The 25,627-nt window shown below is 51.8% G+C and carries 25 protein-coding genes and 1 tRNA gene; 15 read left to right on the top strand and 11 right to left on the bottom strand.

Annotation, left to right across the window (positions count from 1 at the left end; all coding sequences use genetic code 11):
* Nucleotides 1-34: 34 nt before the first annotated feature.
* Nucleotides 35-862: a PD-(D/E)XK nuclease family protein gene (locus H6G21_RS21615; RefSeq protein ID WP_190575848.1), complete on the bottom strand. Its 828-nt coding sequence runs from the start codon at nt 860-862 to the stop codon at nt 35-37.
* Between the two features lie 44 nt (nt 863-906).
* Entirely contained in the window at nt 907-1,491 is a 585-nt protein-coding gene (locus H6G21_RS21610; protein WP_190575846.1) for a PAP/fibrillin family protein, read from the bottom strand.
* Between the two features lie 601 nt (nt 1,492-2,092).
* Between H6G21_RS21610 and H6G21_RS21605 the strand changes: the two genes are divergently transcribed.
* From H6G21_RS21605 to H6G21_RS21590, 4 genes are all read left to right on the top strand, one after another.
* Nucleotides 2,093-2,332 (top strand): DUF3134 domain-containing protein, encoded by a 240-nt coding sequence (locus H6G21_RS21605; RefSeq protein WP_190575844.1) that lies wholly within the window; start codon nt 2,093-2,095, stop codon nt 2,330-2,332.
* 325 nt (nt 2,333-2,657) lie between these two features.
* Complete coding sequence (gene mraY / locus H6G21_RS21600; protein WP_190575842.1) at nt 2,658-3,764, top strand: phospho-N-acetylmuramoyl-pentapeptide-transferase; 1,107 nt, start codon at nt 2,658-2,660, stop codon at nt 3,762-3,764.
* An 84-nt stretch (nt 3,765-3,848) separates the two neighbouring features.
* A tRNA-Ser gene (locus tag H6G21_RS21595) sits at nt 3,849-3,940 on the top strand.
* A 268-nt stretch (nt 3,941-4,208) separates the two neighbouring features.
* A complete protein-coding gene (locus H6G21_RS21590) occupies nt 4,209-5,525 on the top strand; it encodes an ABC transporter substrate-binding protein (protein ID WP_190575841.1) in 1,317 nt (438 codons plus the stop codon).
* Between the two features lie 75 nt (nt 5,526-5,600).
* On the opposite strand, the gene H6G21_RS21585 is transcribed toward H6G21_RS21590, so the two are convergent.
* Nucleotides 5,601-6,464, bottom strand: a complete 864-nt coding sequence (locus H6G21_RS21585; protein ID WP_190575839.1) for a tetratricopeptide repeat protein — start codon at nt 6,462-6,464, stop codon at nt 5,601-5,603.
* 705 nt (nt 6,465-7,169) lie between these two features.
* Between H6G21_RS21585 and H6G21_RS21580 the strand changes: the two genes are divergently transcribed.
* Entirely contained in the window at nt 7,170-7,637 is a 468-nt protein-coding gene (locus H6G21_RS21580) for a hypothetical protein (protein WP_199307372.1), read from the top strand.
* Nucleotides 7,638-7,759: 122 nt separating this feature from the next.
* Complete coding sequence (locus tag H6G21_RS21575; RefSeq protein ID WP_190575836.1) at nt 7,760-8,323, top strand: glutathione S-transferase family protein; 564 nt, start codon at nt 7,760-7,762, stop codon at nt 8,321-8,323.
* A gap of 426 nt (nt 8,324-8,749) precedes the next feature.
* Here H6G21_RS21575 and H6G21_RS21570 read toward each other — a convergent pair whose 3' ends face one another.
* Nucleotides 8,750-9,313 (bottom strand): DUF721 domain-containing protein, encoded by a 564-nt coding sequence (locus tag H6G21_RS21570; protein ID WP_190575834.1) that lies wholly within the window; start codon nt 9,311-9,313, stop codon nt 8,750-8,752.
* 326 nt (nt 9,314-9,639) lie between these two features.
* Here H6G21_RS21570 and H6G21_RS21565 point away from each other — a divergent pair, with 326 nt between their 5' ends.
* From H6G21_RS21565 to cynS, 4 genes are all read left to right on the top strand, one after another.
* A complete protein-coding gene (locus H6G21_RS21565; protein WP_190575832.1) occupies nt 9,640-11,136 on the top strand; it encodes a hypothetical protein in 1,497 nt (498 codons plus the stop codon).
* Nucleotides 11,137-11,243: 107 nt separating this feature from the next.
* On the top strand, nt 11,244-12,029 hold the full coding sequence (locus tag H6G21_RS21560; protein WP_190575900.1) for a PspA/IM30 family protein: 786 nt from the start codon (nt 11,244-11,246) through the stop codon (nt 12,027-12,029).
* A 43-nt stretch (nt 12,030-12,072) separates the two neighbouring features.
* On the top strand, nt 12,073-12,324 hold the full coding sequence (locus H6G21_RS21555; RefSeq protein ID WP_190575830.1) for a hypothetical protein: 252 nt from the start codon (nt 12,073-12,075) through the stop codon (nt 12,322-12,324).
* Between the two features lie 326 nt (nt 12,325-12,650).
* The gene (cynS, locus tag H6G21_RS21550) at nt 12,651-13,100 is read left to right on the top strand and encodes a cyanase (protein WP_190575828.1); all 450 of its coding nucleotides are present in this window, start codon (nt 12,651-12,653) and stop codon (nt 13,098-13,100) included.
* Between the two features lie 42 nt (nt 13,101-13,142).
* On the opposite strand, the gene H6G21_RS21545 is transcribed toward cynS, so the two are convergent.
* Nucleotides 13,143-14,108 carry an alpha/beta fold hydrolase gene (locus H6G21_RS21545; protein WP_190575826.1) on the bottom strand — a complete coding sequence of 322 codons (966 nt, stop codon included), beginning with the start codon at nt 14,106-14,108 and terminating at the stop codon, nt 13,143-13,145.
* Nucleotides 14,109-14,300: 192 nt separating this feature from the next.
* On the opposite strand from H6G21_RS21545, the gene H6G21_RS21540 reads away from it, so the two are divergent.
* The 3 genes from H6G21_RS21540 to frr all read left to right on the top strand — a co-directional run bounded on the left by H6G21_RS21540 (nt 14,301) and on the right by frr (nt 16,331).
* The gene (locus H6G21_RS21540) at nt 14,301-14,843 is read left to right on the top strand and encodes a thioredoxin family protein (protein WP_190575824.1); all 543 of its coding nucleotides are present in this window, start codon (nt 14,301-14,303) and stop codon (nt 14,841-14,843) included.
* A 224-nt stretch (nt 14,844-15,067) separates the two neighbouring features.
* Nucleotides 15,068-15,796 (top strand): UMP kinase, encoded by a 729-nt coding sequence (gene pyrH, locus H6G21_RS21535; protein WP_190575822.1) that lies wholly within the window; start codon nt 15,068-15,070, stop codon nt 15,794-15,796.
* A complete protein-coding gene (frr, locus tag H6G21_RS21530; RefSeq protein ID WP_190575820.1) occupies nt 15,783-16,331 on the top strand; it encodes a ribosome recycling factor in 549 nt (182 codons plus the stop codon). The genes pyrH and frr overlap by 14 nt, the downstream gene beginning before the upstream one ends.
* Nucleotides 16,332-16,573: 242 nt before the next feature.
* On the opposite strand, the gene H6G21_RS21525 is transcribed toward frr, so the two are convergent.
* From H6G21_RS21525 to H6G21_RS21515, 3 genes are all read right to left on the bottom strand, one after another.
* The gene (locus H6G21_RS21525) at nt 16,574-17,695 is read right to left on the bottom strand and encodes a geranylgeranyl reductase family protein (protein WP_190575818.1); all 1,122 of its coding nucleotides are present in this window, start codon (nt 17,693-17,695) and stop codon (nt 16,574-16,576) included.
* A gap of 205 nt (nt 17,696-17,900) precedes the next feature.
* A complete protein-coding gene (locus H6G21_RS21520) occupies nt 17,901-18,704 on the bottom strand; it encodes an RDD family protein (protein WP_190575816.1) in 804 nt (267 codons plus the stop codon).
* A 26-nt stretch (nt 18,705-18,730) separates the two neighbouring features.
* Entirely contained in the window at nt 18,731-19,738 is a 1,008-nt protein-coding gene (locus H6G21_RS21515; RefSeq protein ID WP_190575814.1) for a hypothetical protein, read from the bottom strand.
* Between the two features lie 234 nt (nt 19,739-19,972).
* On the opposite strand from H6G21_RS21515, the gene H6G21_RS21510 reads away from it, so the two are divergent.
* Nucleotides 19,973-20,971, top strand: a complete 999-nt coding sequence (locus H6G21_RS21510) for a stage II sporulation protein M (RefSeq protein WP_190575812.1) — start codon at nt 19,973-19,975, stop codon at nt 20,969-20,971.
* Nucleotides 20,972-20,978: 7 nt separating this feature from the next.
* Here H6G21_RS21510 and H6G21_RS21505 read toward each other — a convergent pair whose 3' ends face one another.
* Both H6G21_RS21505 and H6G21_RS21500 read right to left on the bottom strand, forming a co-directional pair.
* Nucleotides 20,979-22,265, bottom strand: a complete 1,287-nt coding sequence (locus H6G21_RS21505) for a hypothetical protein (protein WP_190575810.1) — start codon at nt 22,263-22,265, stop codon at nt 20,979-20,981.
* A gap of 156 nt (nt 22,266-22,421) precedes the next feature.
* Entirely contained in the window at nt 22,422-24,218 is a 1,797-nt protein-coding gene (locus H6G21_RS21500; protein ID WP_190575808.1) for an iron uptake porin, read from the bottom strand.
* A 606-nt stretch (nt 24,219-24,824) separates the two neighbouring features.
* Between H6G21_RS21500 and H6G21_RS21495 the strand changes: the two genes are divergently transcribed.
* A complete protein-coding gene (locus H6G21_RS21495; RefSeq protein ID WP_190575806.1) occupies nt 24,825-25,283 on the top strand; it encodes a hypothetical protein in 459 nt (152 codons plus the stop codon).
* Here the strand turns inward: H6G21_RS21495 and H6G21_RS21490 are convergent.
* Nucleotides 25,244-25,486: a hypothetical protein gene (locus tag H6G21_RS21490; protein ID WP_190575804.1), complete on the bottom strand. Its 243-nt coding sequence runs from the start codon at nt 25,484-25,486 to the stop codon at nt 25,244-25,246. The two genes, H6G21_RS21495 and H6G21_RS21490, sit on opposite strands and share 40 nt — an antisense overlap.
* Nucleotides 25,487-25,627 lie beyond the last annotated feature (141 nt).

The following is a 25,627-nucleotide window of genomic DNA, read 5'->3' as shown; positions in this document are numbered from 1 at the left end:
GGGCGAGCGCACAGGACAATCAGGACGACGGGGATCAGATGGGAATCTCGGCGATCGTCTCCCAGGATAAGCTGTCCCATTCCAGGGGCGATCGCTCCTCCGGTGATGCGTCCAGAGACAGGGCGTCCAACGGAAGCGTGCTATGGCGTTGGCAACTGACGGCAAAGGCACAGGTTTTGCAGAGGGGGGACGCAGGATCGACTTGGGGAAAACTCTGGCCTGCGCCTTCGTACTGGTTGAGCCATTGGCTGAGGTTGTCAGTGACTGTCTGTAACTCCTGCCGAGTGCGATCGTGGTGGGCCTGATCCCAAGGAATGGTGACCGATTGGGGGGCAGCCTGTCCATCGCGGCCTTGGAAAAACCAATAGGTCATGGCGAGGGCATCCGGGGGATAGGGGCTGGTTTCCGCCAATAGGTAGAGATAGAGGCGGGTTTGCCACTGGTTCGCCAGCAGGGTGGCATTGCGGGGTTTGGGATAGGTTTTCCAATCGAGGATCTGTGCCTGGTGGTTGCCCAAGAGAAGCAAGTCATAGACCGCAACTAGGACGTGATCAGCCAAGGCGATCGTGCGGCTTTGTTCACTCTGCCGAATGGGGGCTGACTCTCCAGCCAGGGTCAAAATCTGAGGCGATGCGGCCACAAAGGCATCAAACCAGGTTTGTAGGGTGGGATGGGTTTGAACCAGCGGGTCGATCGGCAAACCCAAGTCCCACTGTTGCAGCAGGGCATGAAATTGGTTCCCTTCCGCTAAGCGTCGGGAATCCTCTGGCACTGTCGGTACAGCGAGCTGTTCCAAAATCCCATACTGAAACTTCCGGGGACAGCTAGAAAGCAGAGCAAGTTGGCCTTGGGCGAGACGCATGGTTGATCCAAGTGGTTCTCTGAGGGAGTCTAATTCTCAATTCTCTAACATCTAGCTAGCACAAAAATACTACCTTCATTACCCCGACCAATCCGTAAATCTGCATCCAAGTAAGTCACATCGATCCAACCGTTACGATCGCGGGGGGGAATCTGAAAATCCACCGCCAAAAACCGCTTGCCTGACTCAATATCGCGGATAAAGGCCGTGGGTGACTGGTAGCCAATGGGTCGCTGCAATCCCGCGATCGCCCGTTCAAACCGGACTTCCAAACGGCGCTCTGAAATCGGCTCAAACTGCGCAACCACACTAAACAAGCCCTCTAAAAACGAGATGCCCGACACTTCTGCCACGTTATAGACCCGGCTGCCCTGGGGCCGAATGCACTGATAGATTTCCCCTAAATGATTGAGCGGAATCCGATCTAACCCTAGTAACTCTTGGCTGGTGGTGTAGAGCAGTCGCCAATCGCCCGCCAGGAGGTCGATCGCTTCTGTGGGTCGAGGTGTGGGGTTCCGATCTTCTAGCATGGCAACGGCGGCGGCAATGGCGAGCTTATCCGTTTCAGTGGCCAGAAGTCCCCGATTTTTTCCCGCGATCGCTGTCAACAGTTCGGCCTTTCCCAGCATGATGATCGGTGCCTGATAATGAACGTTTTCTCAAGTGAACTGCTCCGGTTTGCTCAGCTAACTGGCTTCCAGGGAGTCCAGCGCAGGCGTCAGCCTTAGTTAGGCGTCAACTAGTTAGGCGTCAACGTTGATCGCCGACGTTAGCGTTAGATGCCGCCGTCAGGCATGAATGTAGCTTAGGCATACAGTCAGCTTGATGATTTCTTTACACTCTAACAAGGCTTTTCTCGGATTGAACTCGGATTGAACCATGTCTTGTCTCTGCAAAATTACAGAAAATTTCAGACGAATTAACGTTGATCACTAGGAAAATCAGGCGATCGGCCTGAGTAACCGCCCCAAAGGATTAAAGTTCCTATATTTTGTGAAATCTTCCCCTGATTGCTTGAAGTCAGGGGTGAACATGTCTCGTAGACGGCTTTTCCAGACCTTATTAACTGCGCTATAGTCCATCAGGGATGATTTTTGTGGTCAATCTATAAAATCCGGAGATTGATGTTGCAAAATTCACGCTCGATGATACACTCTGGGTACCTTAAGCCCATCCTAAGGTCTGACTCTGCAAACGCAGAAAATACGTATTTATTCTAGAACCCACAACATGGTCTACAATCCTTCTCTCCGTCAAGAACCTCGCGACAAGCCAGCCAGTGTGATTCCACTCCAGCAAGAGTCTTCCATCTTGGATTGGCTGGAAAATACTGGTCGTCTTCGCGCTCGGCAAAAAGGCGACTACGATTACGTAGATGATGAGGAAGAAATCAACGATCTGATGGGGAGTGATGATGAATCCTTTGATGATCTAGATGACGATGACGATTTGGGGGATTTGGAAGAGTAGTTTGAATTAAGTTCAGACTTGAAGGTTGCAATGGTGTAACCTTCGCCCAAATCAAATCGCTTCGAACTCTAGTCCATCAATGGGTGCTCTGTTGATCCGCGAGTTAAGATTGCCGCCAAAACTCTCCACTGCTCCTGACTGATACCGTTTTGGTCTGATTGGTCTGACAGTGGTGGAAGTTTTTCCATAACGCTTTGTTGAGTGGGACATAACCTGTAGTCAATATATGGTTGTGGTAGGCTGAGTCCGCTGGCTCAAGGATGAAATTGCTTAGCAATGAGTGAATTGTTCAGTGTGGTGTAGTGCGTGAAGTGAGAGTGTCGTTGTGGACGCCAAGTTATTTACTAGCCAATCTTTTAGCTTTTCAGGAACGCGCCTATTTTTATTCCTCGCAGGTGGATTAACCGGGTCTGCCATGCTGTTGGATCTATGGTCAGGCCGATCGATGTTTCAGGGAATGTCTCTGACCATGCCTTTGGTGGTCTGTGCTGTGGTAACGGCCCTCGTGGGTTACTTAGCAGTTCCGCTCCTGCGATCGCTGAAAGCCGGTCAAATTATCCGGGAAGACGGCCCGAAGGCCCACCTCAAGAAGGCGGGAACTCCGACGATGGGGGGAGCCTTTTTTATTCCAGTGGCCGTGATTGCAGCGGTTTTGGGGTCTGGCTTTGCGCCCAAGGTTTTAGCGGTCTCCGCTCTCACCCTCGCCTACTTTGCCATTGGCTTTTTAGATGATTGGAAAATCATCCGCAAGAAGTCCAACAAGGGCATTTCTCCCCGCATGAAAATGGCGCTGCAAATCGGTGGGGCGGTGCTTTTCTGTCTCTGGATGATGGTGACTCAGTCACCTGACTTGACTCGTATTGCCTTACCAATCGGATCGGGGCTGTCCCTCGGGGCTCTGTTCTGGGTGCTGGCGGGGTTTGTTATGGTGGCGGAAAGTAACGCAACCAATCTGACCGATGGTGTGGACGGTCTCGCGGGAGGAACAGTCGCCATTTCTCTGCTCGGGCTCGGCGCGATCGCTGGACTGGAAGGCACCCACTATGCCCCTGAACTCATGCTGTTTTGTGCCTGCATGAGCGGCAGTTGTCTAGGTTTCTTGGTGCACAATCGTAACCCTGCCAAGGTTTTTATGGGTGACACCGGATCCCTGGCCCTGGGGGGAGCCTTAGCTGCCGTTGCCTTGCTTACCAATTCTCTCTTTGCTTTGCTGATTGTCAGCGGGTTGTTCCTGTGGGAAACCATCTCGGTCATCATCCAAGTCAGCTACTACAAAGCCACGAAGAATGCTGATGGTGTCGGTCAACGTTTCTTTAAAATGTCTCCTTACCACAATCACCTAGAGCTGAGCGGTTGGACAGAAACCCAGATTGTTGGCTGGTTCTATGCTGTCAATGCTTTTTTGGTCATGCTGTCCATGGCGCTTCTCTAAGATTTTCCCAAAAAATTTCTAAACAAGTTTTCACTGCTTTACTTTTTCAAAAGTTATCTGTTAGAATTAGTAAAGCAGTGGCCTGGAGAGGTGGCTGAGTGGTCGAAAGCGGCAGATTGCTAATCTGTTGTACGGCAGGTAACTCCGTACCGAGGGTTCGAATCCCTCTCTCTCCGTTCTAAAGCTTAAATAATCTGCATTGAAAGGCGTTCAAATGAACGCCTTTCGGTTTTTAGTGCAAATATCTGCTGCTGCGAACGTGTTGAGTGGCAGTGTTACGCAGAAGCTGTTGTGCAGACGTATTACGCAGACGTGTTACGCAGAGGCGTTTCATGGCTAGCCCTTGCTCCAATTCCGCAGACCCGATACCCTTAACCTAAACAACACCTAAACTGTGTTGAGTAAACCGTGTTGAGTAAACCGTGTTGAGGGGTAGAACATTCGATGAGTAACTTGGGATCTCCTGACAGAATCAGCCTGCTGAAGGCAGTAGCAGTGGCAAGTTTGGCGCTTGGGCTAGGCTTCGTAACCGCAGCTTGCCAAGAAACGGAAACACCTCAGACAACCTCCAGTGGTGCATCGCCCAGCCCAGCGATCGGGGATGGGAAAGGGCTGAAACTGGGATCCCTCTTACCCTCGACGGGGGATTTGGCCTCGTTGGGGCAGCCAATGATTGCCTCTGTACCGTTGCTGGTGGAGACTGTCAACCAGTGTGGGGGGGTGAACGGTGCGCCCGTCACACTGATTCCTGCCAATGACCAAACCGATCCCGCAGCGGGAACTGAGGCCATGACCAAATTGGCGACCGTGGAGAAGGTTGCTGGGGTAGTCGGATCCTTCGCGAGCAGTGTTTCCATGGCAGCGGGCACGATCGCCGCTCGCAATAAAGTCATGCTTATTTCCCCCGGTAGCACTAGCCCCGAATTCACCAAAAAAGCCAAGGATTTCCAAGGGTTTTGGGCCAGAACGGCACCCTCTGATACCTATCAAGCTCCGGCACTGGCAAAACTAGCCTATGAGAAGGGCTATCGTAAAATGTCCACGATCGTGATCAACAATGACTACGGCGTTGGATTTGAAAAAGAATTCGTCAAAGCATTTAAGGGCTTGGGCGGGACTGTGGTTAATGAAGCGAAGCCCACTCGTTATGATCCCAAAGCCCAGACGTTGAAAACGGAAGCAGCAGAAGCCTTTAGCGGAAAGCCCGATGCCGTGGTGGCTGCTATGTATGGGGAAACGGGCAGTCTGTTGTTGAAATCAGCCTACGAGCAAGGTGTCAGCAAAGGCATCCCGATTTTAGTTCCCGATGGCATGTATGCCGATGATCTAGCGGTCAAAGTGGGCAAAGGAACGGATGGCAAGTTTATTGCCACTGGATTGTTGGGAACGATTCCAGGAGCCAGTGGCAACGCCCTGGCAACCTTTACCAAGATTTGGGAAGACAAGCTGAAACGTCCCGTGGGAGCCTATGCAGCCCACTCTTGGGATGCGGCGGCGCTGCTGGTACTGGCAGCTCAATCGTCCCAATCCAATACGGGAGAAGGCATCCAAAGCAAACTTCGGGAAGTGGCGAATGGCCCTGGGGAAGACGTCACCGATGTGTGCAAAGGATTAGAGTTACTGCGGGCTGGCAAGAAGATTAACTACCAGGGGGCAAGCGGTAATGTAGACATCGATGAGAACGGCGACGTGCTGGGAACCTACGATGTCTGGACAATCCAGGAAGATGGCAAAATTGCCAAAATTGGTAGTGTGAAGTAAGGCTGGCTAGATGATCCCGGTTGACAGAAGTTTTCTGAAGCCTGGAATCAATTCCCTGGGGGGCTGTCTGGGCCACTATCCCGTGACACCATCCCCTTGATGGGCTTGTAAGATCTCGTTCAACCACCCCTCTACTTGCCACCACAGGGGTGGATAAGCGGTTGGCTGGGATTCATGGCTGAGATAGTCTAAGGCTAGGTAGTAATCGGAGAGGGCGCAGTTCCAATCGCCGAAGAGGTGGTGGGTTCGCCCTCTTTCTGCGTGAACGTGGGCCGAGAGCAAGACCTGCTCGGTGCTGTCGCATTCTTGCTGTACCAGCCACAGGGACTGATTAAAGTTATCGATCGCGGCGGAAAACATTTCTAACTCGCGAAATGTAATCCCTTGGTTGACCCAAGCGCGAATATTATTAGCGTCCAGTTCCAAGGCCGTTTGGTAATCGGAGAGTGCTGCAAACAAGTCGCCTTGGGCTGCGTAGTAGTTGGCCCGATTATTGAAGACGTGGGCCAGGTCTGGATTGAGGTGAATGGCCTCGTTATAGTCTTGCAAAGCCGCATCCCAGTTTCCCTGTTGGGCATAGACCAGTCCACGGTTGTTGTAATCCGTTGCGCTGTCAGGGTTGCGGTTAATTAGTAAATTAAATCCTGCAATGGCTTGGGCAAATTGCCCCCGTTGGGCTGCAAATAAGGATTGTTGTCGCAGTAGCCGATCCCGATCGGTGTTATCCCAAGGGCTTGGGGTGGCGGGTGAGTTGCCTTGAACCGTGTTGCCTTGAACCGTGTTGCCTTGAACCGTACTGCCTTGAACCGTACGATGCAGCGAGCGGCCCTGGCCAAGGGATCGCGGAAGAAACCGCCAAGTACCCGATCGTTGGAAGCGCCACCGGGAACGAGGACGGCGGTTAACTAGCAGGCGATGGGAAGAAACGGAGGTAACCATAGCAATCAATAAAGACCCTGATGCAACGTCAAAAACGGGTGAACTTTCTGAGTGGCAAAATTTATCTTGAAAAATAAATTTTAAGAAAGTACGACATCATTTGGAATCAACCCATCTAGATTGAGATTGGCTTCCCCATGGAGCGTGCTCCCAATGAGTCTATGTCCCCTATGCAGTCAACCCACCGTTGCTCAGTACAACTTGAAGTTCCTTTACCCAATTCTCAATGAAGTTTAGTTAATTCCTCATAGAGAGGAACGGTATCTACCGCTGGCGACTGAGTTGCTAACAACTAGTCTGGCAGGGTAAGGATCTGGACTGCACACCAAGAAGCGGCGGAACTGCATGGCTCTAATGTGCCCATTCCCCCTCGAAACTCAACAGGGTCAGCGGAGTGGCCGATCGCGTTGTGTTGATCAGTTGTCCGCAGCCAATCAACAAAAGTCCAAGTTAAATCCAAAGTCCAAGTTAAATCCAACGGTTGTGTCTCCAACGGTGCATAAACTGTTCATAGGTCGGTTGGCTGAAGTGCAAAGTTGATAGAATGCGAAAAGTCATCCCAACGCTTCACCCTGGATGGAATAGATCAATCCCCCGTGACTAGGCCCCTGTGAAAAGTGCCTTGTTCACCAGGTCTATCTCCAAATCTGCAACTGTTCTGAGTCGAAATTTCAGATTAATAACTTTTCTGGTGACATCATTCCTATGACAATGGACCAAAATACTTACCCTAACGCCACAGATTTAGGTGCAGAAAGTTACCTTGTAGTTGGCTTAGCCACTTGCTTCCTGCGAGAAGATGGGGAAGTGCATCCTGTGCAAGTTATTGAGCCGATTCCAGCGGCTGCTATGGAAGCACTGATCAAAGGAATTCCCACTTCCTACGAACAAGCGATCGGGATCACCCTTGGTTCTGTGCTGACCCCCGAAGGCCCGCAGTTGCCAGCGGAATTTCCTGCGATCGCTCAATTTTGTGACGACTTTGCTTACCGAGCAACAGCAACGGCTCGTACCTACCAAGCGCGACCCCAAGCCCAAGAATTGGTTCCCTTAGGAACAACCCGGAAAGACTTCAACTATTCCACCGAGCGGAAACGCATTCTCAATTCCACCAACATTGTTCGAACTGAGGACAATGTTAAGCAACATGCCTATACCCATCAAGTTCTTTAGATTCGTTCTAATTAGATTCGTTCTCAGGTGGGGTCGGTATAATGGGCCTGCTGATACCTAACGCTTTGACCACAACGCTTGGCTAGGGTATTTTGAGGTCGTGAAGCATTGAGAGAGCTGTTATGCTGAAACTCTATGGTGGTGCTCGCAGTCGCGCCACAATTATTCATTGGTATTTAGAAGAACTGGGGATTCCCTACGAGTTTGTTCTTCTAGATATGGCGGCGGGAGCTCACCAGGAGCCAGCTTTTCTAGCCATCAACCCCTTTGGCAAAGTTCCAGCCATTGAGGATGGAGCGTTTAAGCTGTGGGAATCCGGAGCAATTTTGCTCTACCTTGCAGAAAAATATGGCGGCGGCTTCGCTTCTGTGGAAGAAAAGTCAATCGCGAATCAATGGATTTTATTTGCCAACTCCACCCTTGGAACGGGAATTTTTATTGAAGCCAATCGGGAAAGAGAGATGCCTCGCTTAATGGGGGGACTCAATTCACTATTAGAGAAACAACCGTATATCCAAGGGGAACAGTTTACTGTCAGTGATGTGGCAGTGGGATCGCTGTTAAGCTACATCCCCATGATGCTGAAACTCGATCTGAGTGGTTATCCAGCTGTCCTCCAGTACATGCAACGGTTGGCTGAACGATCGGCCTTCCAACGTGCTTTCAGCGCCCGTCCCAGCAATTAACTCATCTAGCACAGATTCATTCACTGCAGATTCAGCCAAAATTGCTTCTGCAATGACCGTTTCGACAACGACCGCAGGGGAGACCAGTGGCTCGAAGCTTGGGATCGCCAAAGTACAGGCATTCCAACTGCCTTGAACCGGAGAACTCAGCTGGTGACAATAACCACCACGCCTTCCTTCGATTTGATAATGCTTGCAGTGACGACAGGTCGAAATCCGGGGATCGCCTAGATTCATAGGGGTTGCGTACTGTGAAAAAAGGTTGATCCCATTCTGAACTAACGCGGGAAGGGCTTTTTTTTTCGCGAACTGGGCGAAGGCCATAGCCATGGTCGTTTGCTCAGGGTTTTGCGTGGAATTACTCATTCATACAATCTTTAGATTCTCGTCACGAAGAGTAATCTCGTAAGAGAGAATTGCTCACTCTTAAGGTTGACATTTTGTCATGCAAATCGAACATGATCCCCAGCGATCGAGTTCTCCAGACGGTGTGGGGCACTGACAAATAGGACAGGTTGGCCAATGTTGGCTGCGGGCCTGAACCTGGGTAGCCCACTGCTGAAAGCTGGTTTCTGGAGTGTTGTAAATCAAGGAAAGTTGGTACTGGCCTGCGATCGTGGGATCAAGAGAGGGATGCTGTTTCCAGGTTTGCGCGGAGCTCAGCATGGGGTCGGGATCCGCTGGGGGATCCGTTTGCGTGAACCATTGAGCCGTGGAAAACCGAATTTTGACGAGCTGTAGTTCTAATGTTTGGTTAAGTTTGGCCAGTAGTGCGGTCTGCTGAAACATTAAGTTTTGTACCCAAACCGAATTGACCGTTGCCACTTGGAGGATTCCTTGGGCCAGGTTGACGGGTCTGGTGTGTTGGGCAATGGTTGCTCCCACCACGGCGGCCCATTGGGTCTGGATTCGATCGAGGTTTTGTTGCTCGATCGAGGGAGAGGGAATATGTAGCTGGGGGAGAACCTTCCCCAAGGATTGCCAAGCCATAGTGCTCCGCTGCCCCAACCGGGCAATTGTTTTGTAGAGAGGTCTGTAGAGGTAGAGAGGTCTGTAGAAATATCTTGCCAAGGTTCGACCCCTTCGAGGCATTTTCGATCCCTTCGAGACATTCAAGATTCGGCTAAATCCTTGACTGGTCTGTCTTCAGATCAGACTGGGGATCAAAATTTTTCGTGCACTTTTCAGTTGCTCGACTACACTGGTACCCCATGAGGTTCTAGGAAGTTCTATACCTTGTAAAACCTTGGGTGGGTGCTTAATCCGGCATTTTTCCGATTTCAAATTGGATTTAGTCAAGACTCATAGATAACCCTATGCAGCAAGCAACGTTTGCCAATTCCTCCAGCAGCCCTTTCGCTGCCGTCCTGAACCCTCGCATTCAGAAAGCGCTGAGTAACTTAGATAGTCGGCTAGAAGATGAATTGGCTCGCTATCGTCGTTATCGGGCGGGGTTGAAGGTGGCTCCCTCTTCGGCCAGAGCCATGCACCCTAAACCGAAACCCGATCGCGTGGAATTGGCAACCTTTGCACCCATTATTGGTGCGCACTCTGTGCCATCATCGGTGCCAGCGGGCAGTCAGGCAGTCGGTTCTGTAGAGGGACTTGATAGTCCGGGGGATTGGAATTCCACGATCGCCAGTACCTCCACTGCACTGGCCACCGACTCAGCATTAGCAGTTCTGCCCAACCCATCGGATTCTGCGGTTCCGATCGATCCTTTGATGTCCGAGGAGATCGAACATAATCCCTATGACTTGCCGATGGATTTCGTTGCGGGAGATTCAGACAGTCATGCGGCTACCCATCATCTGCCGAATGATTATCTGGAATCCTCGGAGGCTTTATTACGCAGCCTTGCTGAAGAGGAAGCGCAGGCCGATTTAGAGCGAGGGGTGTTGGAGAATTTGCTCACGCCCTTGGGGGTGGGATCGATGCTGCTGATGTTGCTGGCTAGCGGCATGTTTGGCTATTTAGTCATGAATCCGAGTAGCTTGAAAGCGATCGCCGGTTTGGCAGGACGGGCCATGACTGCGCTACGCCCTCAGAGTAATTCTCAACCCGTCGTTCAAGCTCCAGCGGCCTCACCGACCGAAGAGGCGAGTCATGCCTTTGCCCTGGATTCCCAAGAATTTGCCGATCTCAGCTTGGGTAACTTAACGGTTTTGCGGACGGGACGATCGGGTTTAGCGTCGGGCTTAGCAGTAGGAAAGCCTGGGGTGACTGATAAAAATAAGGCAGCTAAATCCGTGCCGAATGGTTTGGTGGTGATGAACCCCAAACTATCTGCGGGTAAGGCCGTGACTCCCGGTAACCCATCGGGTAGCGCTGCACCGGGGGCGGCTGGCCATGCTCAACCTTCTGGGATTGCGCCAGTTTTTGATCGGCGATCGGACAATTCTGGCGGGCAAGTGAGAACCACACCTTTGCCCCAACCCCGTCGGTTTAGTCCCCCTACGGCTGGTTATCGCGACCCTGCACCCCGCTATGCACCGAATCGACCTAGTTCCATCGACAGTGGCACTACGCCCCTGCCTCCAGCTCCTTTACCCCCTGCGCCCTTACCCTCCGTTGCACCTGCTCCTAGCAACAATCCAGAAACCCCTAGGAGTTCTGGTTACAAAGTAGTGGTTCCCTACGACAACGATCGCACTTTAGAAAAAGTGCAGCAGCTTGATCCGAATTCCTATTTCCGGAACAGCGAATCAGGGGCAGTGATTCAAACCGGGGGTTCCTACAACAACGAAGCAGAAGCCCAGCAAAAGGTACAGGAATTGAAGCAACAGGGGATTGAAGCTGAAGTGCAGAAGTAACCTGAACGGTGAACTGTACCCTGGAAAATTGAGATTGAAAATTCAGTGAAAAAGTGATGAGAATAGAGGTGCTGCTGCCGCTATTCTCTTTTTTTGAGGAGTTTCCCATGGGCTTAGTCGATCGGGTCTGGCGTTTAGTCCGGGCAAATGTCAACGATTGGATTGAAAAAAACGAAGACCCTGAGAAAATCCTGGAACAGGCAGTTGCGGATATGCAGGATGACCTGGTGCGGATGCGGCAGGCCGTAGCCCAGGCGATCGCGACCCAAAAGCGGACAGAGCGCCAAGTGACCCACGCGGAACTCCAGAGCAATGAATGGTACCGTCGAGCGCAGCTTGCCTTACAAAAAGGCGATGAAGCCCTCGCCCGCGAAGCTTTGACCCGACGCAAGTCCTACCAGGAAACCGCAGAGGCGATGGCGGGTCAACTGCAACAACAGGGCAGCGTTGTTGTGCAACTCAAGCAGAATTTGCAGCAATTGGAAAGCAAACTAATTGATGCGAAGACCAAGAAGGATATGTATATTGCCCGTGCCCGTGCTGCGAAGACCTCGCAACAGTTGAACGATATGTTGGGCGGTATTGGCACCAGCAATGCGATCCAAGCCTTTGAACGGATGGAAGAAAAGGTGCTGCAACTGGAAGCCCAAGCGGAAGTTTCGGCGGAACTGAGTACCGATCAGCTGGAGAAAAAATTCCAAGCGCTGGGGGAAGCCAGTGAGATTGATCAAGAACTCGTGGCGTTGAAAACTCAGTTACTGGGAACAACCCCAACGGGACAGATCGGCGGTTCTGGCGGTTCCAGTAGTGCAACGGTGGGAAATTCCAGTGCTGCCAGCAGCTCTTCCGATCCCGAGTTGGAAAAACTCCGCCGTGAGATTCGGGGCATTTAGGCGGTGGATTTAGGTGCTGGCTTAGGCGAGGGGGAATTTTGGGATGCACGATCGACCCTATCACCCGATCGACTGCGACATTTACGATCGCTTGGTGGAACTGATTTTGCGTCGCCGGAGCTGTGAGGTGGTCTATCGCAATGAAGCTGGGGAATCCCTTGTGATCCAGACTAAGCTGGTTGATATTTACAGCCAGAATAAGGTTGAGTTTCTTCGCCTCGACTCCGGTAGGGTGATTCGGCTGGATGATTTAATTACGGTCGATCGGGTTGTGATTCATGGATGTGAACTGTAGGTGCGGTGATCGTAGCGGGAGCGATCGCTGGGGTAAGTGCTGTCTCCAGGCTGTGGGATCATTCGATCACAAAAAACTGCTTATGGTTCACAGTTTGACTCAGCAACTTAGTCTCTAATGGAATAGATTTTCAGCTGGGATGACTGACCGCAATCATTGCTGCTTGCAATAGGTCTGCTTGCAATAGGTCTGCTTGCAATAGGTATTGTTGCTTGCAGTAGGTATTGTTGCTTGCAATGGATGGCGTAGTCCTGAATCCAGGGTTGTGAATCTAGGATTGCGAATCCAGTGTTGTGAATTATAGGTTTGTGAATCAGGAGTTCAGGATGTCTAGCGTTGAAATTCCCGCATTGACGCAAACGCTGCTTGCCGCCAAGAAGCAAAAGGGCTTGACGTTTGCTGACCTGGAATCCTTACTCGATCGGGATGAAGTTTGGATTGCTGCTTTGTTCTACGGTCAAGCGGCGGCCTCGGAAGACGAAGCCAGCAAGTTGTTGACGGCGTTGGATTTGCCGCAAACGTTGGTTGCTGAATTAACCGCCTGCCCCACGAAGGGACTGGGGCCGATCGTTCCCACCGATCCGCTGATCTACCGCTTCTACGAAATCATGCAGGTGTATGGCATGCCCATGAAGGATGTCATCCAGGAAAAATTTGGGGATGGCATTATGAGCGCGATCGATTTCACGTTGGATATCGAGAAGGTGGAAGATCCCAAGGGCGATCGGGTGAAGGTGACCATGAATGGGAAATTCCTACCCTACAAAAAATGGTAGTTTGGTTGGCAATTTGGCCTCATCTCTCCCGATCGTAGGGGTTTATGAGTGGGTTTGAATCCAATCCTGCACGATCGGGTTGACCAACTCCGGGGCTTCATCCTGGGGACAATGGCCGACACCGGGTAGGGCAATAAACTGCTCCACGGCGGGATATTGGCTGAAGGCTCGACCCAGTTCGATCGGTTCCCAGGGGTCTTGTTCCCCCCAAACCACGAGGGTGGGACAGGTTAATTGGGGCAGCAAGTCCTCCGGTAAGGGGCCTTGGGAATAGGCGGTAAAGGCCAGGAAAACGTCTACGGCACCGGGATCGCGGGCGGGGGCGAGTAAGTACTCCACCAACTCATCGGTCACAGCCTCTGGGCGGTGGTAGGCTTGGCGCAGAATATTTTTGACCGCTTGAGGTTGGGCAATTTGGTTAAAAAAGAATTGCCCGATCGCTTTGTTCTGCAAAACTGACTGCAAAATCGGCGCACCGAGCTGCTTATACCAGGGTTGTCCCTCCCGTTTGCGATCGTGGAGTAGCCGCAGGGAACAGTTCAGCAAAACCACGCCCCGCACCTGATCCGGCTCATCCACCGCTGCCTGCATCGCTGCCACACACCCGATCGAATTTCCCACCAAAAATACCGGAGTACCAATGACCTCTCGGCAGAAATCGCGAATTTGCTGACTCCAGGTCTCAAACGTGTAGGCAATTTCCTGATTGGGGGTCGGTTTTGCCGATCGGCCAAAGCCAATCAGATCCAAGGCATACACCCGGCAGGTCTGGGCCAAAACGGGAATATTCTTGCGCCAGTGGTAGCAGGAGGCTCCAAACCCGTGGATCAGCACAACGGCGGGGCCGAGATCGGTCTCACTCTGATCGCTAGTACTTTGAACGCTAGTACTTTGAACGCTAGTACTTTGAACGCTAGCACTTTGGAAATCAGCAGTTTGGTAGCCAATTTCAAACCCTTGCCACTCCCAAATTTGATAGGGCGTTGTTTCTGAACATGCAACAGTCATAAATATCTTAGGGAATGGAATTCTGTTTTAGCACCTGAGCCATTGTGCCTGTTTTAACTGGGATTCTCAATCAACACCGATCGTTCGATCGACTTTGATTGTTTCTCGATCGTTTCTCAGGTTCACTGCCGCCAATTTGGTCTATAAATTGTAAGGAAACCTGTTGCCTTGAGGCTCTTGTAAAGTTCGATTATGGAAGGAACAGCGATCGGCGGATACGCGCCTGACTTTGAGTTGCCCGGTGCAGATGGATCTGTGCATCACCTAGCGCGGTATTTGGAACAATACAAGGCGATCGGGGTTGTTTTCATGTGCAATCACTGCCCCTATGTCAAGTTTTACTTGGATCGGTTGAAGCAGATTCAAGCGGACTTCGGAGGCCAGGGATTTACGCTCATCGGCATCAATCCCAACGATGGCAAACAATTTCCTGAAGATGCCTTCGATCAAATGCAGCCGTTCGTCGAAGCCAATGGCCTCAATTTTCCCTACCTGCGGGATGAAACCCAGGATGTAGCCCACACCTTTGGCGCGGAAAAGACACCCCATGTGTTTCTGCTGAACCAGCAAGGCATTCTCTGCTACAGCGGTGCCGTGGACGACAATGCCCAAAATCCAGCCGCCGTGACCCAAAACCACCTGCGGGATGCGATCGCGCGAATTTTGGCGGATGAAGCGATCGTGCCGACCTCAACGGCTCCGATTGGCTGCTCAGTGAAATGGCGATCGACTTAGTTAAGCCGGGAAATGCATCAAATTACGCTTTTTACGCTTTGAGTGTTGACCTTTGGCGAAGGCTTAATCATTTAACGACTTCCTAAATGTTGACTCTCTGGGATAGATCATTTCACCCGGACTGGGGCTTAATTGTGGCAACGGAAAAACTGTCATCTACTGTTACTGAAGTGCATCTGTCCTGGTATCGTAGGTTGGAAATCTTCGCAATCGGATAGGCGGGCATGAGCGTAACATATCGACGAGTGTTGCTGAAACTCAGTGGTGAAGCCTTGATGGGTGATTTGAACTATGGAATCGACCCTGAGGTAGTAGACAGCATTGCTCAAGAAGTTGCAGATGTGGTGAAGTCCGGTGTTCAGGTCGCGATCGTCGTTGGAGGCGGCAATATCTTCCGAGGCGTGAGCGGGGCTGCGGCTGGGATGGAACGGGCAACGGCGGACTACGTTGGGATGATTGCGACGGTTATGAACGCCATTACCTTGCAGGATGCACTGGAGCGGATTAACGTCCCCACCCGTGTCCAGACCGCGATCGCGATGCAGGAAGTGGCGGAACCCTACATTCGGCGGCGGGCAATTCGCCACCTAGAAAAGGGTCGTGTGGTGGTATTTGGCGCGGGTTCAGGCAATCCCTTCTTTACCACGGACACCACCGCAGCCCTCAGAGCCGCTGAGATTGGGGCAGATGTGCTGTTTAAGGCGACGAAGGTGGATGGGGTCTACGATTCGGATCCAAAGAAAAATCCTGAGGCGAAACGCTTTGACACCTTGACCTACTCGCACGTTCTGACCCATGATTTGAAAGTTATGGATGCAGCGGCGATTTCCCTTTGTCGAGAGAACCATATTCCCATCATGGTGTTTAACCTCTCTGTGCAGGGAAATGTACGCCGTGCCGTGATGGGTGAACCGATCGGGACGATTGTTGGAGGAGATTGTGATGTTAGCTGATGTTGAAGAGCGGATGAAAAAGTCGGTGGAGTCTACGGTGCGAGCGTTTAATACGATTCGGACGGGACGTGCCAATTCTTCTCTGCTAGACAAAATTACGGTGGAGTACTACGGTTCGCCGACTCCCCTCAAGCAATTGGCTAATATCAGCACGCCGGATTCGACGACGTTGCAGATTCAACCCTACGATCGCACGTCGCTATCGTCGATCGAGAAGGCGATTTCCCTGTCTGATGTTGGTCTAACGCCAAATAACGATGGAACGGTGATTCGTTTAAACATTCCCCCGCTGACCAGTGAGCGCCGGAAGGAGTTTGTCAAGCTGGCGGCGAAGTATGCTGAGGAGGGCAAGGTTGCCATTCGCAGTATTCGTCGGGATGGCATTGATGCGGTGAAAAAGCAGGAAAAGGATAAGGAAGTCTCGGAAGACGAGTCCCGCGACCTGCAAGATAAGCTGCAAAAGCTGACGGATAAGTACATCTCAGAAGTCGATCGGGTACTCGCTGAGAAGGAAAAAGACATCATGACGGTGTAGAAGACCGATCGTGTACCAGTAAAGTAATCGATCAAAAAGAGCCGTCTAACAGACGGCTCTTTTCAAATTAAGACCAGATAAAGGTGAGTTCGATAAACAAAATTGTCCCTCACGAATCCCCTGTGCTTGGACGCAGAATTCACTTTCGGGGGGTGTCGGGGGAGTAGAGTCCCCTGACATGGCAGGGGGGCGGGGAGAAGTTCCCCGATCTTTGCTGCGCAGCAGCCCCGACGATCGCGCAATTAACCCAGCCCCGGAATTAATCCACCACTCAATCGCTTCAGCGCGCGGGTAGCCACGTCGGCATATTTCATTTCGCCACACATAATTTTGCCTAGCCGATCGGTGGCGGTAGGCCGTTTCACGCCGACTTTGTAGCCAATTTGGGGGACTCGGTAAAAAATTCCGGCTAGCTTTTGCGCCCAAGCCATATCCTTGCCCCATTCCTCTTGAATGAGTTGGGTGTAATCGGCCAAGGCGTTGGCATTGCCGGTCAGCGCTTGATCGATCGCCTCCGCTGCCTTGACCCCGCTGAACATGGAAGGCCGAATCCCTTCGCCGGTAAACGGATCAACCACGCCTGCGGTTTCTCCGGCTAGCAAAGCATTGCGGGTATGCAGTTGCTCATCGCCATCCCAAACAGAAATGGCTCCTTCCGTAATCTTGGCTTGACTCAGATCGTAGCCCTGCAAGCTGGAATATTCCGACAGTGCAGCTTTGAGATCTTCGTTGCCCTTACCTCGGAAGGTGGCGGTGCCGATCGAATAGCCTTCCGCCTTCGGGAAGCTCCAGATAAAGCCGTTCTTGATAATGCCGAAGTCAAACTGGGCTCGGGTGTGGGCGTCCTGAATCGGGAGCTCTAGCAAGGCTCCGGTGCGCACATCCCGAGGTTTGAACCCGAGCCACTGTGCCATCGGCCCCTTGGCTCCGTCGGCGGCGATCAAATAGCGGGCTTGCAGTTCGCCATCACTGGTTTTGACCTGCCAATGGTCACCACGAAATTCAATGCCCGTGACCTCGGTGCGATCGCGCCACTGGGCACCTAATTTTTCCGCCTGTTGCAGCACATAGAAATCAAAGGCCGCCCGATCGACCATCCACATCGGTTCCGGGGTATTCAAACTGGCATCCACAGGATCACTGACCCGCCAGGTATAGCGAATATCCGAGACTTTTTTGGCAATGACGGGGCTGAAGTCAAAGTCAAACCATTGGCCCACGGCAGGAGACACGCCCCCACTGCAAGCCTTTTGCCGAGGGAGGGCCGACCGCTCCAACACCATCACAGAGCGTCCCCGCTTGGCCAAATGGTAGGCCGCAGATCCACCTGCTGGCCCCGCGCCCACCACAATGCAGTCAAACATAGAATTATCCATAGAGCTTATAATGACCCCTCATCGGAACTTTAATACAGCTAACAGTCTTTTCGAATCATGCCTTAGGAAATCAGCAAGAACCTTGTTCAAGATCACGCATTCGATGAAGATCTACTTCAAGATCTACAAAAGTCAAGATCTACAAAATTCGTTGGATCGGCGGGAGTGCTGGTGCTGGCTTGGGCTATGGAATTCACGACAACCAGCGATCGCCAAACTGCTGCTGGTAGGCTAAGTACACTCCTTCCAAGAATAAATCTGGAGTCATATCAAAGGGCAATTTGTCTAAAGTCAGAACTTTTTGGACTTGTTTGGCTAAGTTAAGACTTGTGGTGGCCCGGGCATCTGCTGATAACTGGTTGCGCCGCTGGAGGTATTCCCGCACGATCGCGAAATCATCGGGGAGCAATTGCGTCAGGTCGGCCACGGCCAGTAGGCGATCGGCGACCTCCTGCGCCTGCCCCGACAGCGGAAAGGCCGCCGATCCCACGGGGGGTAACTCTTCCTGCACGACGACCGTTCCCGCAGCCCAGTCGCCTATGCGTTTTTCCTGTTTACCCAGCACAATGAATAAAAAGCCTAGAAACAGCGTATCGTCGATCGGGCGTAGCAACGCTCGTAAGGTGGACTGCCGCAGGCCAACGGGCTGTCCATTGTCCTGAATGACGCGAATTTTGGCCCATTTTTTGCCGGGGGTTTGCCCCTTCCAGAGGGTTTCAAAGAAAATGAAATACCCCACGAAAATGACAAAGACGATCAAAAAGGGAATGGCAATCAGCCAATTGCCTAGGCCGGAATAGTCAATATTGCGTTGGAGAAGGTATTCGGTCAGTTGGAAGGACAACGCCAGCCAGAGGAATATAAAGACAACAATCACCAAGGCGAGAATGTGGTAGTCCACGAGGAGCGCAAAGGCGCGGCTACCAATACCCGCCAAGGTGAATTCCAGGGCCACGCTTTCCGGGGTATAGAGGGTGATGCGGTTGAAGTATTTCATGGGTCGGGTCTATCGCAGCGGCTATTCTATCGATCGCGCAGAGTCAAACCAATCCCTTCTCGCCGACTGCGCAAATCGTAGTAAATCACCGCCTTGATGGCTTGCCAGTAGGGCAGGATAAACGCACTGACCACGAATCCCAAGATCATGCCCACAATGGCAGTAATGACCGCGTAGCTGGGACTATTGCTGGGGAAACTGACAGCAACTATTTTATTGACTACTTCGCTAATAATTTGGAGCAGGATTTGGATCGGTAAAGTCACTAGAAAAGCCACGATCAGAATTCCGACAATCCGCCATGCATTCCTTTGCGTTAGGTTCCAACTGCGCCCGAGGGACGCCACCGCCCCAACGTTGTCTTCAACGGCGATCGCCACTTCTGGCAATAAAAACCGCGCACTCATCCAAGTCAACCAAGTCGCCCACAGCACTAGACCCAGCAGAAAAAGCACTCCAACCAGTAGCGCCATCGCTGGATCATTGGCAATGGGTCTTCCAGCGGCGCTAAATCGAATCGCTCCACTGGATCCCGCGACAACAGCGGTAATAATAAAAAAGGCGATCGCCACCAGGAAAGAAATGCCACCCACCAGTAACCCGATTAAAAAACCACTCCCCAAAAAGGAGCCCCGACGACTTTGGGTGATGCGCTGAACGGCTTTGGGATCCTCGGGTTGCCCCAGTAACTCACTGTGGACTAAACGGGTAATCGCTGCGGAATGGGCCAGATAGGAGCTGAGACAGTAGAGATAGATGACAATCCAAACGATCATGATCAGCCAAAACAGTCCCAAGCTCTGCGCGGCACTGGCTCTGCTGCGGGCTTGACTGAAGATATAAACCGCAGGAACCAGCAGTAGCAGTAAGGGCACGACCACCCAGAGGGTCGCTTGCCACGCAATGCCGAGATACTGTTGAAAATTGGCTCTGTACAGTCGAAAGGCTGCACTGACCACATTGCCCACGCTGAGAGGTCTGATGGGCTCAGGCGCATGGGGGGATGGGCCATTGGGCGGTGAAGAAAATGACATAGGCGATCGATCCGAGATTGATTCGGTAATGGGTTTAACAATCCTGCAATGGCTCCACGATCGTGCGATCGAACAAGTTTTTGCAAGCAGAGATTTGCAGTTATCTTAGTTTTATTCGTGAGTTGCCCAGTCTTGGCAAAATTTCACTAATTATTTCAACCCTTAGCTAGCGTTGATCGGGCCTTCCCTCCTCCGTGACCTTGGTTGAGTCGTCTCAAAAGTTAACAGACTGTTATGAATATTCAGCGATGGATTGCCCGTAAAGAGCCTTCTTGGAAACAGTTGGAAACCTTGCTGCAAAAAGCTGAGAAAAAGGGGATCCGATCGCTGACAGCGGCGGAAATTCAATCCTTGTCGAGTCTGTACCGATCGGTATCTGCCGATCTTGCTCGGGCGAAAACCACCCAAGCCAGCCAAACCTTAATCCATGCGCTTCAGGGGCTCACCAGCCGTGCCTACAATCAGGTGTACCAAGGTTCACGGCGGCAGGAATGGGGGAAGGTGTGGCGTTTCTACCGTTGGGGGTTTCCGGCGGTGGTGCAGGCGACTTGGGCCTATACGGCGTTGGCGACGGCTTTATTTTTGTTGGGAGCGCTCTTGGCTTGGTGGTTGGCTTGGCGGGATCCGGATTTTATTGCCTTGATTGCTCCGGCTAGCTTGATTGAACAGGTGCGCGATCGGGGGGAACTGTGGATGGGCAATATTGTCGGTTCGGAACCCTTGGCTTCTAGTGGCATTATGGTCAATAACCTGGTCGTGTCCTTTCGGGTGATTGCGGGGGGAATTACGGGGGGCTTACTGACGACTTGGGCGCTTTTTTTCAACGGCATTATGATTGGCGCGATCGCGACCTTGGTGGGACAAAACAACCTAGCCTATCCCTTTTGGGCTTTTGTGTTTCCCCATGGGGCGTTGGAATTGCCTGCAATTTTTTTTGCGGGGGGAGCCGGATTTCTGATCGCGCGGGCCTTGCTGTTTCCGGGGCAGTATCGCCGAGTCGATGCGTTTAAGGTCTATGGCACGCAAGCAGCGCAGTTGGTCTATGGCATTGTACCGATGCTCGTGATTGCCGGGACGATCGAAGGCTTTTTTTCGCCCAATCCGATCGTCCCGGCACCGTTGAAGTATTTAGCAGGTTTACTGTTGTTGATTGGCTTGATCACCTACTGTGGGCAAAGGACGACCGATCGACCGTCGGCTCGTCCGTCGGCAATGCCCCAAGCAGAGGACTGAGGCTCAGTTAGGGACTGGGACTGGGATTTGGGGTAGGACTGGGATTTGGATTCGGTTGGGGAGAGGTATCCTTTTCAAGCGCGACTTCCTCTAGACCCATGAAGTTGGGAAAGACACGGCTAGGCAACCCAATGGTGATGTAAGTTTTCCGAGTTTCCCGATCGACGTAGATGATTTCGTCAGTATCGATCTCGACTTCGGGCTTTTCAGCGCTATCATCGCTGGGTTTGTCGCTGGGTTTGTCGCTGGGCTTATCACCGGGCTTATCACCGGGTTTATCACCGGGTTTATCTCCAGGCTGATCATTGGGTTTATCGTCTGGCTTATCACTCGGCTTGTCATTCGGCTTGTCGTTTGGCTTATCAGTATTTCTATTAGGACGAGTAATTTCCCGTCCACGTACAATCACGATCACTTCTCGATCGATCACGGGTACGTAAACCAAACTGGGCGCAACATACCAGATGGTTGTTGTACGGGGGGTTACAAAGATTGGCAGGAAGCTGATCGTATAGTTAACGATCGGGGCATCGGTTCTGGGCGTGGGATTCGGATTGCTAATGACTTCGGCTAAACGTACCGACGTAATGTTGCCATCTCCGAAGACTCCATTCTGGATGTCAAATTTCACATCACCGGAATAGCTCACTCCCTCACGCCGGGTATCGTAACGACTGGCGGGGACATTGGTTCCCAAAACTGTCCGGTTCGTTGGGCCGTTGCCTGCGTTGGTATATTGCAGTAGTCGCACAGGGGTATTGCGCTCAACCACTGAAACGCTGGAAGGCGTTTGTCCGACGCCAACTTCCGTCAAGATAAAATCAAAGGCATTCCACTCTGTGGTCGGAGTAGTACAAACGGGGCAGGGCGTCTGAGTCAACGTGATGTTGAGCTTCGTGGGAATATTGGTGAAAAATGCGGGTCTACCGCTGTTGGTGACGGCCCGAAAGGTGACTAACCCAGAGATTTCCCCCGTGGTGCCTACCGTTGGGGCTTGGCCTGCCTGGGTGTTGAAGGTTGGAATGAGATTACTGCGAAACAGCAAATTTGTGGGTAAATTGCCGAGTTCAGTTTTAATGAAAACTTTGTTGTAGGTTCCGTCGTAGATGCCGCTTTGCACATCTGTTCCAGAACTGCCAGGGCCAATAAATTGTCCAGTGGTGGGCACGAAAATTCGGGCATTGTTGACTTCACCCGATCCGCCGGTAATTTGAACTTGAGCTTGGGCGCTGGTGGCCATCAGACCCAGACCCAGCAGCCCTAATAGTGGAGCAAAAAAATGCCATTTTCCCATGGTGTGATGGTCTCCTAGGTGTAGAACGTGAGATGAGTTAGAACGGGAACCCGCTAGAACGGAAGCAAGTTAGAACGGAAGCGAGCGAGTCAAGCTAACGGGTCAAGCTAACGGGTCAAGCTAACGAGCATGACGCTGCCTAGAACGTGACGCTGCCTAGAACGTGAAGGTAGTCCGAATGGCCCCAACGGTGATGGTTTCGCTGTTGGAATTGGCAGGATTGAAGATCACCATCAAGCCGGGGGTGACGGAAATGTTGTCGGTCAAGCGCATCCGGTAGAAGGCTTCGACATGGGTGGTGGCTTTTTCTTGTCCGCCAGGTTCACCAATGCCGCCACGGGAAATATCAGGCAAGTTAAACCCTGTGGCCAGGTCGCTCTTGGTAATGCGGGGGGGCTGACCAACGTAGAGGCCGGCCAAGTTGCCTCGACCGCCCAAGTCGGGGAAGTTCAAGTAAGCCATCCAGTTAAAGGTGTTGACGCCCCCTGAGCCCCCTTGCAGGTTCGATCGCGTGAAGCCGGTCCACCCGCCTAAGGTTATGGCTGGGCTGATTCTCCAGGCGGCAGAAAAGCCGATCGCATTGGTGTTGATAGGTTGCCCCAGGGTTACCTGCGAGTCGCCCAAGGCGGTTCCCAGATCTCCCGCTGCGTTGTAGGAATTAATGTATTGAATGGCGAGGTCGATGCTGCGGGAGGGAGCCAGGGTTAACTGTGTGCCCAGACTATATCCGCCGTTGAATAAGCCCGCTTTAGAGGCAGGATTGTTGGCATTGCCTGCGGAATAGACGGCTTGTAAACTGACGCGGGGGGCAATTTGCCAATCGAAGCCTAATCCCGCACTGCCAGCCCCAATCCCCACGATCGGGTTCCGTTGTGCCAGGGCGGACAATGGCCCGGAACCGGCGCTTTCTACTCGGTTTGCGCCTCGGAAGACGTTGATTGCATTCAGCCCTTCTGTGCCAACGACGACTGCGAAGTTTCTGCCCAGCATTTGACGGTAGGTCAGGTCGCTAATGCGCAGGCTGTTGCCCGTATTGCTTTCGTAGGCCAGCCGAACATCGTTATTGAGGGAGGGGGCTGTTGTGAGATTCCCGGCCTGTAAGCCCACCAAGAGTAAACTTTTGGGACTAAACGCGGTCACCAGGCTGAGGTTGGCGCTGTAGCCAAAGGTGATGTTAGTGCCGGGATCGGGGGTATCGGCAGGGCCATTGGTGGGGAAGAAGGCGGCTTTATTTTGGCTGCGGCCTTGTAAGCCTAGGATCACTTGTCCAAATAGCTTGGTGGTGGTGGAGAACTGTTGGCGTTCGAGGGTGGCCACTTTGGCTTCCAGGGCATCGACCCGTCCTCGCAGGGTAGCCAATTCTGCGGCAAATTCTTCTTGGAGTTTTCGTAGGGTTTCGAGGTCTTCTTTTTTAGCAATGGTTGCGGTGGATGCGGCGACTAATTCATTAATCCGATCCATACAGGCATTCAAACCGGCTGCAAATTCATAGCGGCTGATGGCTCGGTTGCCCCGATAGGTTTTGTCGGGGTAGCCCGCAATGCAGCCGTAGCGTTCTACTAGAGATTGCAGGGCTTGAAAGGCCCAGTCGGTGGGTTTGACATCACTCAGTTGCGATACGGAAGTGACCTGAGCCATGGCATCGGATTGCGGGTCTTCTGCCTCGATCGCGCTGGAACCTAAGTTTTCTGTCTTCTCTGCATTTAATGTAGCCAGATCTGATGTAGCCAGATCTGATGTGGCCAGTAAGTGACCTGACTCTAAAAGGGATTGTTCAATTCTTTTTTCGGAAGGGGATTCTACGGCGATCGCGCCATTTGCAGTGAGTCCGACGGATACTAGAGTCGTGACTACACTAGAAACTAATAGTAGAAACCGTGAAGATGTCTTGAGATCGGGAAACTTTAACACTGCCCAAAATTGAGTTAACCAAAATTGAGTTAACGATGTCATGTGTGCACTCCCCATAAATACTTTTAAAACAGTCATTGCAAGATGCAAGACCACGACTTGATTGAATTTGATTTAGGCACGATCGAATGACCCCAATGACGAATCAGTTCGAGGGGTAAAGGCCGATCTAGGATTGCTGAGAAAGATCTAGGATTGCCGAAAAAGTAGAGTGAATCGCTAAGACTTGCAGAATTAACTGATATGAGTTATGTCGGGAAAGACACTCAAAATTTGTTAGTGAAAGTTTGATTGAATCCTAGCAATACGGCTAAAGTTTGACAAGAGTTTTTTTGAAAAACTATTTTTTAATCTATTGATAAATGGTGATGACCTCCAGTCAGTCGGGGCAGTTCTATCAAGGGGATCAAGGCTTTTTAGGTGGTTGATTTCACCTGTATGAGTGATTTTTGAATGCTGTTTTTTCAAGGTTATTGATTGCTAATTTAATTCACTTGAATGGGTGATTGTAAATTATTTTCTAAGGGGTTAAGGAAGGGCGATCGCGGGCCGATCGGTTACAGGATGGTTTGATCGAAGTTATGTTTTAAGCGGATGATGTATAAGGTGGTGGACTCAGGAAATAAGGTAGTTAAAAAGACTGGAAAGATGATGGCAAAACAAGGGTTGGGAATGGTGCAAGGGTTTGGGATGGTGATGGCGATCGTGGTTGTGATGGGATCTCCGGGGATGATGGTTCAATCTGCTGGGGCTGCAATTCCGCCGCTGTCAGATCAGAAATTGCGGGAATATTCCACGCATATTGTGATAGGTCAGGTGATGGCGATTCGATCGAAGGAGGTTGCGGTGCCCTATGGAAAAAATTATGACCATGCTGCGAAGGTTAAGATTGCAACGCTGGAGAAGTCGCAATCAATGCAGCTGAAAGCTGGGAAGGTGATTGAGGTCTATTACACGACGATTAAGGAGCGTGAATCAGGCTGGGCGGGGCCACAACGCCAGTCACGCTCTCTTAAGCGAGGGGAAAAGGTTAAATTGTTTCTGAGTCAGGGGCAGGATGGCAAATTCTATTTGCTGGAGCCGAATGGTTGGGAACCGATCGAGTGATCGCGTTCCATCATGCTGATGTATTGCCAGTCGGAGCCGGAGACGGGCATGGGGCGACTCCAGCGCACGCGATCGCTAAATCGGAGGGCGTGGAGTTGGTTGATGGTGGCTTGGACTTCTTCGCGGGTGCCGAGGAGGTAGAACTGGAGGTTTTTTTGGGCATCGTCGATCGGGCGGTGGGTGCCGCCGAAGTTGATGGTCATGGGATTTCTCCTGATCTGGAGTTTGGACTAAAGGATTAGAAGCAGAGGAAAATTGCCCAACCTGCTAAAGTGGCTGAGTTCTGTGAGAGACGGTGCCAAAATCAGGACATTATGCCGCAGGCTCCGTCCTCGATTTCGGTA

The sequence above is a fragment of the Alkalinema sp. FACHB-956 genome (assembly GCF_014697025.1).
Taxonomy (GTDB): domain Bacteria; phylum Cyanobacteriota; class Cyanobacteriia; order Leptolyngbyales; family Leptolyngbyaceae; genus Alkalinema.
This window is presented reverse-complemented; position numbering and strand designations above follow the sequence as displayed.

Excerpts from the sequence above, each read along its gene's own strand:
- H6G21_RS21615 (WP_190575848.1), bottom strand. The coding sequence starts at position 862 with ATGCGTCTCGCCCAAGGCCAACTTGCTCTGCTTTCTAGCTGTCCCCGG.
- H6G21_RS21610 (WP_190575846.1), bottom strand. The coding sequence starts at position 1,491 with ATGCTGGGAAAGGCCGAACTGTTGACAGCGATCGCGGGAAAAAATCGG.
- H6G21_RS21605 (WP_190575844.1), top strand. The coding sequence starts at position 2,093 with ATGGTCTACAATCCTTCTCTCCGTCAAGAACCTCGCGACAAGCCAGCC.
- H6G21_RS21590 (WP_190575841.1), top strand. The coding sequence starts at position 4,209 with ATGAGTAACTTGGGATCTCCTGACAGAATCAGCCTGCTGAAGGCAGTA.
- H6G21_RS21585 (WP_190575839.1), bottom strand. The coding sequence starts at position 6,464 with ATGGTTACCTCCGTTTCTTCCCATCGCCTGCTAGTTAACCGCCGTCCT.
- H6G21_RS21580 (WP_199307372.1), top strand. The coding sequence starts at position 7,170 with ATGACAATGGACCAAAATACTTACCCTAACGCCACAGATTTAGGTGCA.
- H6G21_RS21575 (WP_190575836.1), top strand. The coding sequence starts at position 7,760 with ATGCTGAAACTCTATGGTGGTGCTCGCAGTCGCGCCACAATTATTCAT.
- H6G21_RS21570 (WP_190575834.1), bottom strand. The coding sequence starts at position 9,313 with ATGGCTTGGCAATCCTTGGGGAAGGTTCTCCCCCAGCTACATATTCCC.
- H6G21_RS21565 (WP_190575832.1), top strand. The coding sequence starts at position 9,640 with ATGCAGCAAGCAACGTTTGCCAATTCCTCCAGCAGCCCTTTCGCTGCC.
- H6G21_RS21560 (WP_190575900.1), top strand. The coding sequence starts at position 11,244 with ATGGGCTTAGTCGATCGGGTCTGGCGTTTAGTCCGGGCAAATGTCAAC.
- H6G21_RS21555 (WP_190575830.1), top strand. The coding sequence starts at position 12,073 with ATGCACGATCGACCCTATCACCCGATCGACTGCGACATTTACGATCGC.
- cynS (WP_190575828.1), top strand. The coding sequence starts at position 12,651 with ATGTCTAGCGTTGAAATTCCCGCATTGACGCAAACGCTGCTTGCCGCC.
- H6G21_RS21545 (WP_190575826.1), bottom strand. The coding sequence starts at position 14,108 with ATGACTGTTGCATGTTCAGAAACAACGCCCTATCAAATTTGGGAGTGG.
- H6G21_RS21540 (WP_190575824.1), top strand. The coding sequence starts at position 14,301 with ATGGAAGGAACAGCGATCGGCGGATACGCGCCTGACTTTGAGTTGCCC.
- pyrH (WP_190575822.1), top strand. The coding sequence starts at position 15,068 with ATGAGCGTAACATATCGACGAGTGTTGCTGAAACTCAGTGGTGAAGCC.
- H6G21_RS21525 (WP_190575818.1), bottom strand. The coding sequence starts at position 17,695 with ATGTTTGACTGCATTGTGGTGGGCGCGGGGCCAGCAGGTGGATCTGCG.
- H6G21_RS21520 (WP_190575816.1), bottom strand. The coding sequence starts at position 18,704 with ATGAAATACTTCAACCGCATCACCCTCTATACCCCGGAAAGCGTGGCC.
- H6G21_RS21515 (WP_190575814.1), bottom strand. The coding sequence starts at position 19,738 with ATGTCATTTTCTTCACCGCCCAATGGCCCATCCCCCCATGCGCCTGAG.
- H6G21_RS21510 (WP_190575812.1), top strand. The coding sequence starts at position 19,973 with ATGAATATTCAGCGATGGATTGCCCGTAAAGAGCCTTCTTGGAAACAG.
- H6G21_RS21505 (WP_190575810.1), bottom strand. The coding sequence starts at position 22,265 with ATGGGAAAATGGCATTTTTTTGCTCCACTATTAGGGCTGCTGGGTCTG.
- H6G21_RS21500 (WP_190575808.1), bottom strand. The coding sequence starts at position 24,218 with ATGACATCGTTAACTCAATTTTGGTTAACTCAATTTTGGGCAGTGTTA.
- H6G21_RS21495 (WP_190575806.1), top strand. The coding sequence starts at position 24,825 with ATGATGGCAAAACAAGGGTTGGGAATGGTGCAAGGGTTTGGGATGGTG.
- H6G21_RS21490 (WP_190575804.1), bottom strand. The coding sequence starts at position 25,486 with ATGACCATCAACTTCGGCGGCACCCACCGCCCGATCGACGATGCCCAA.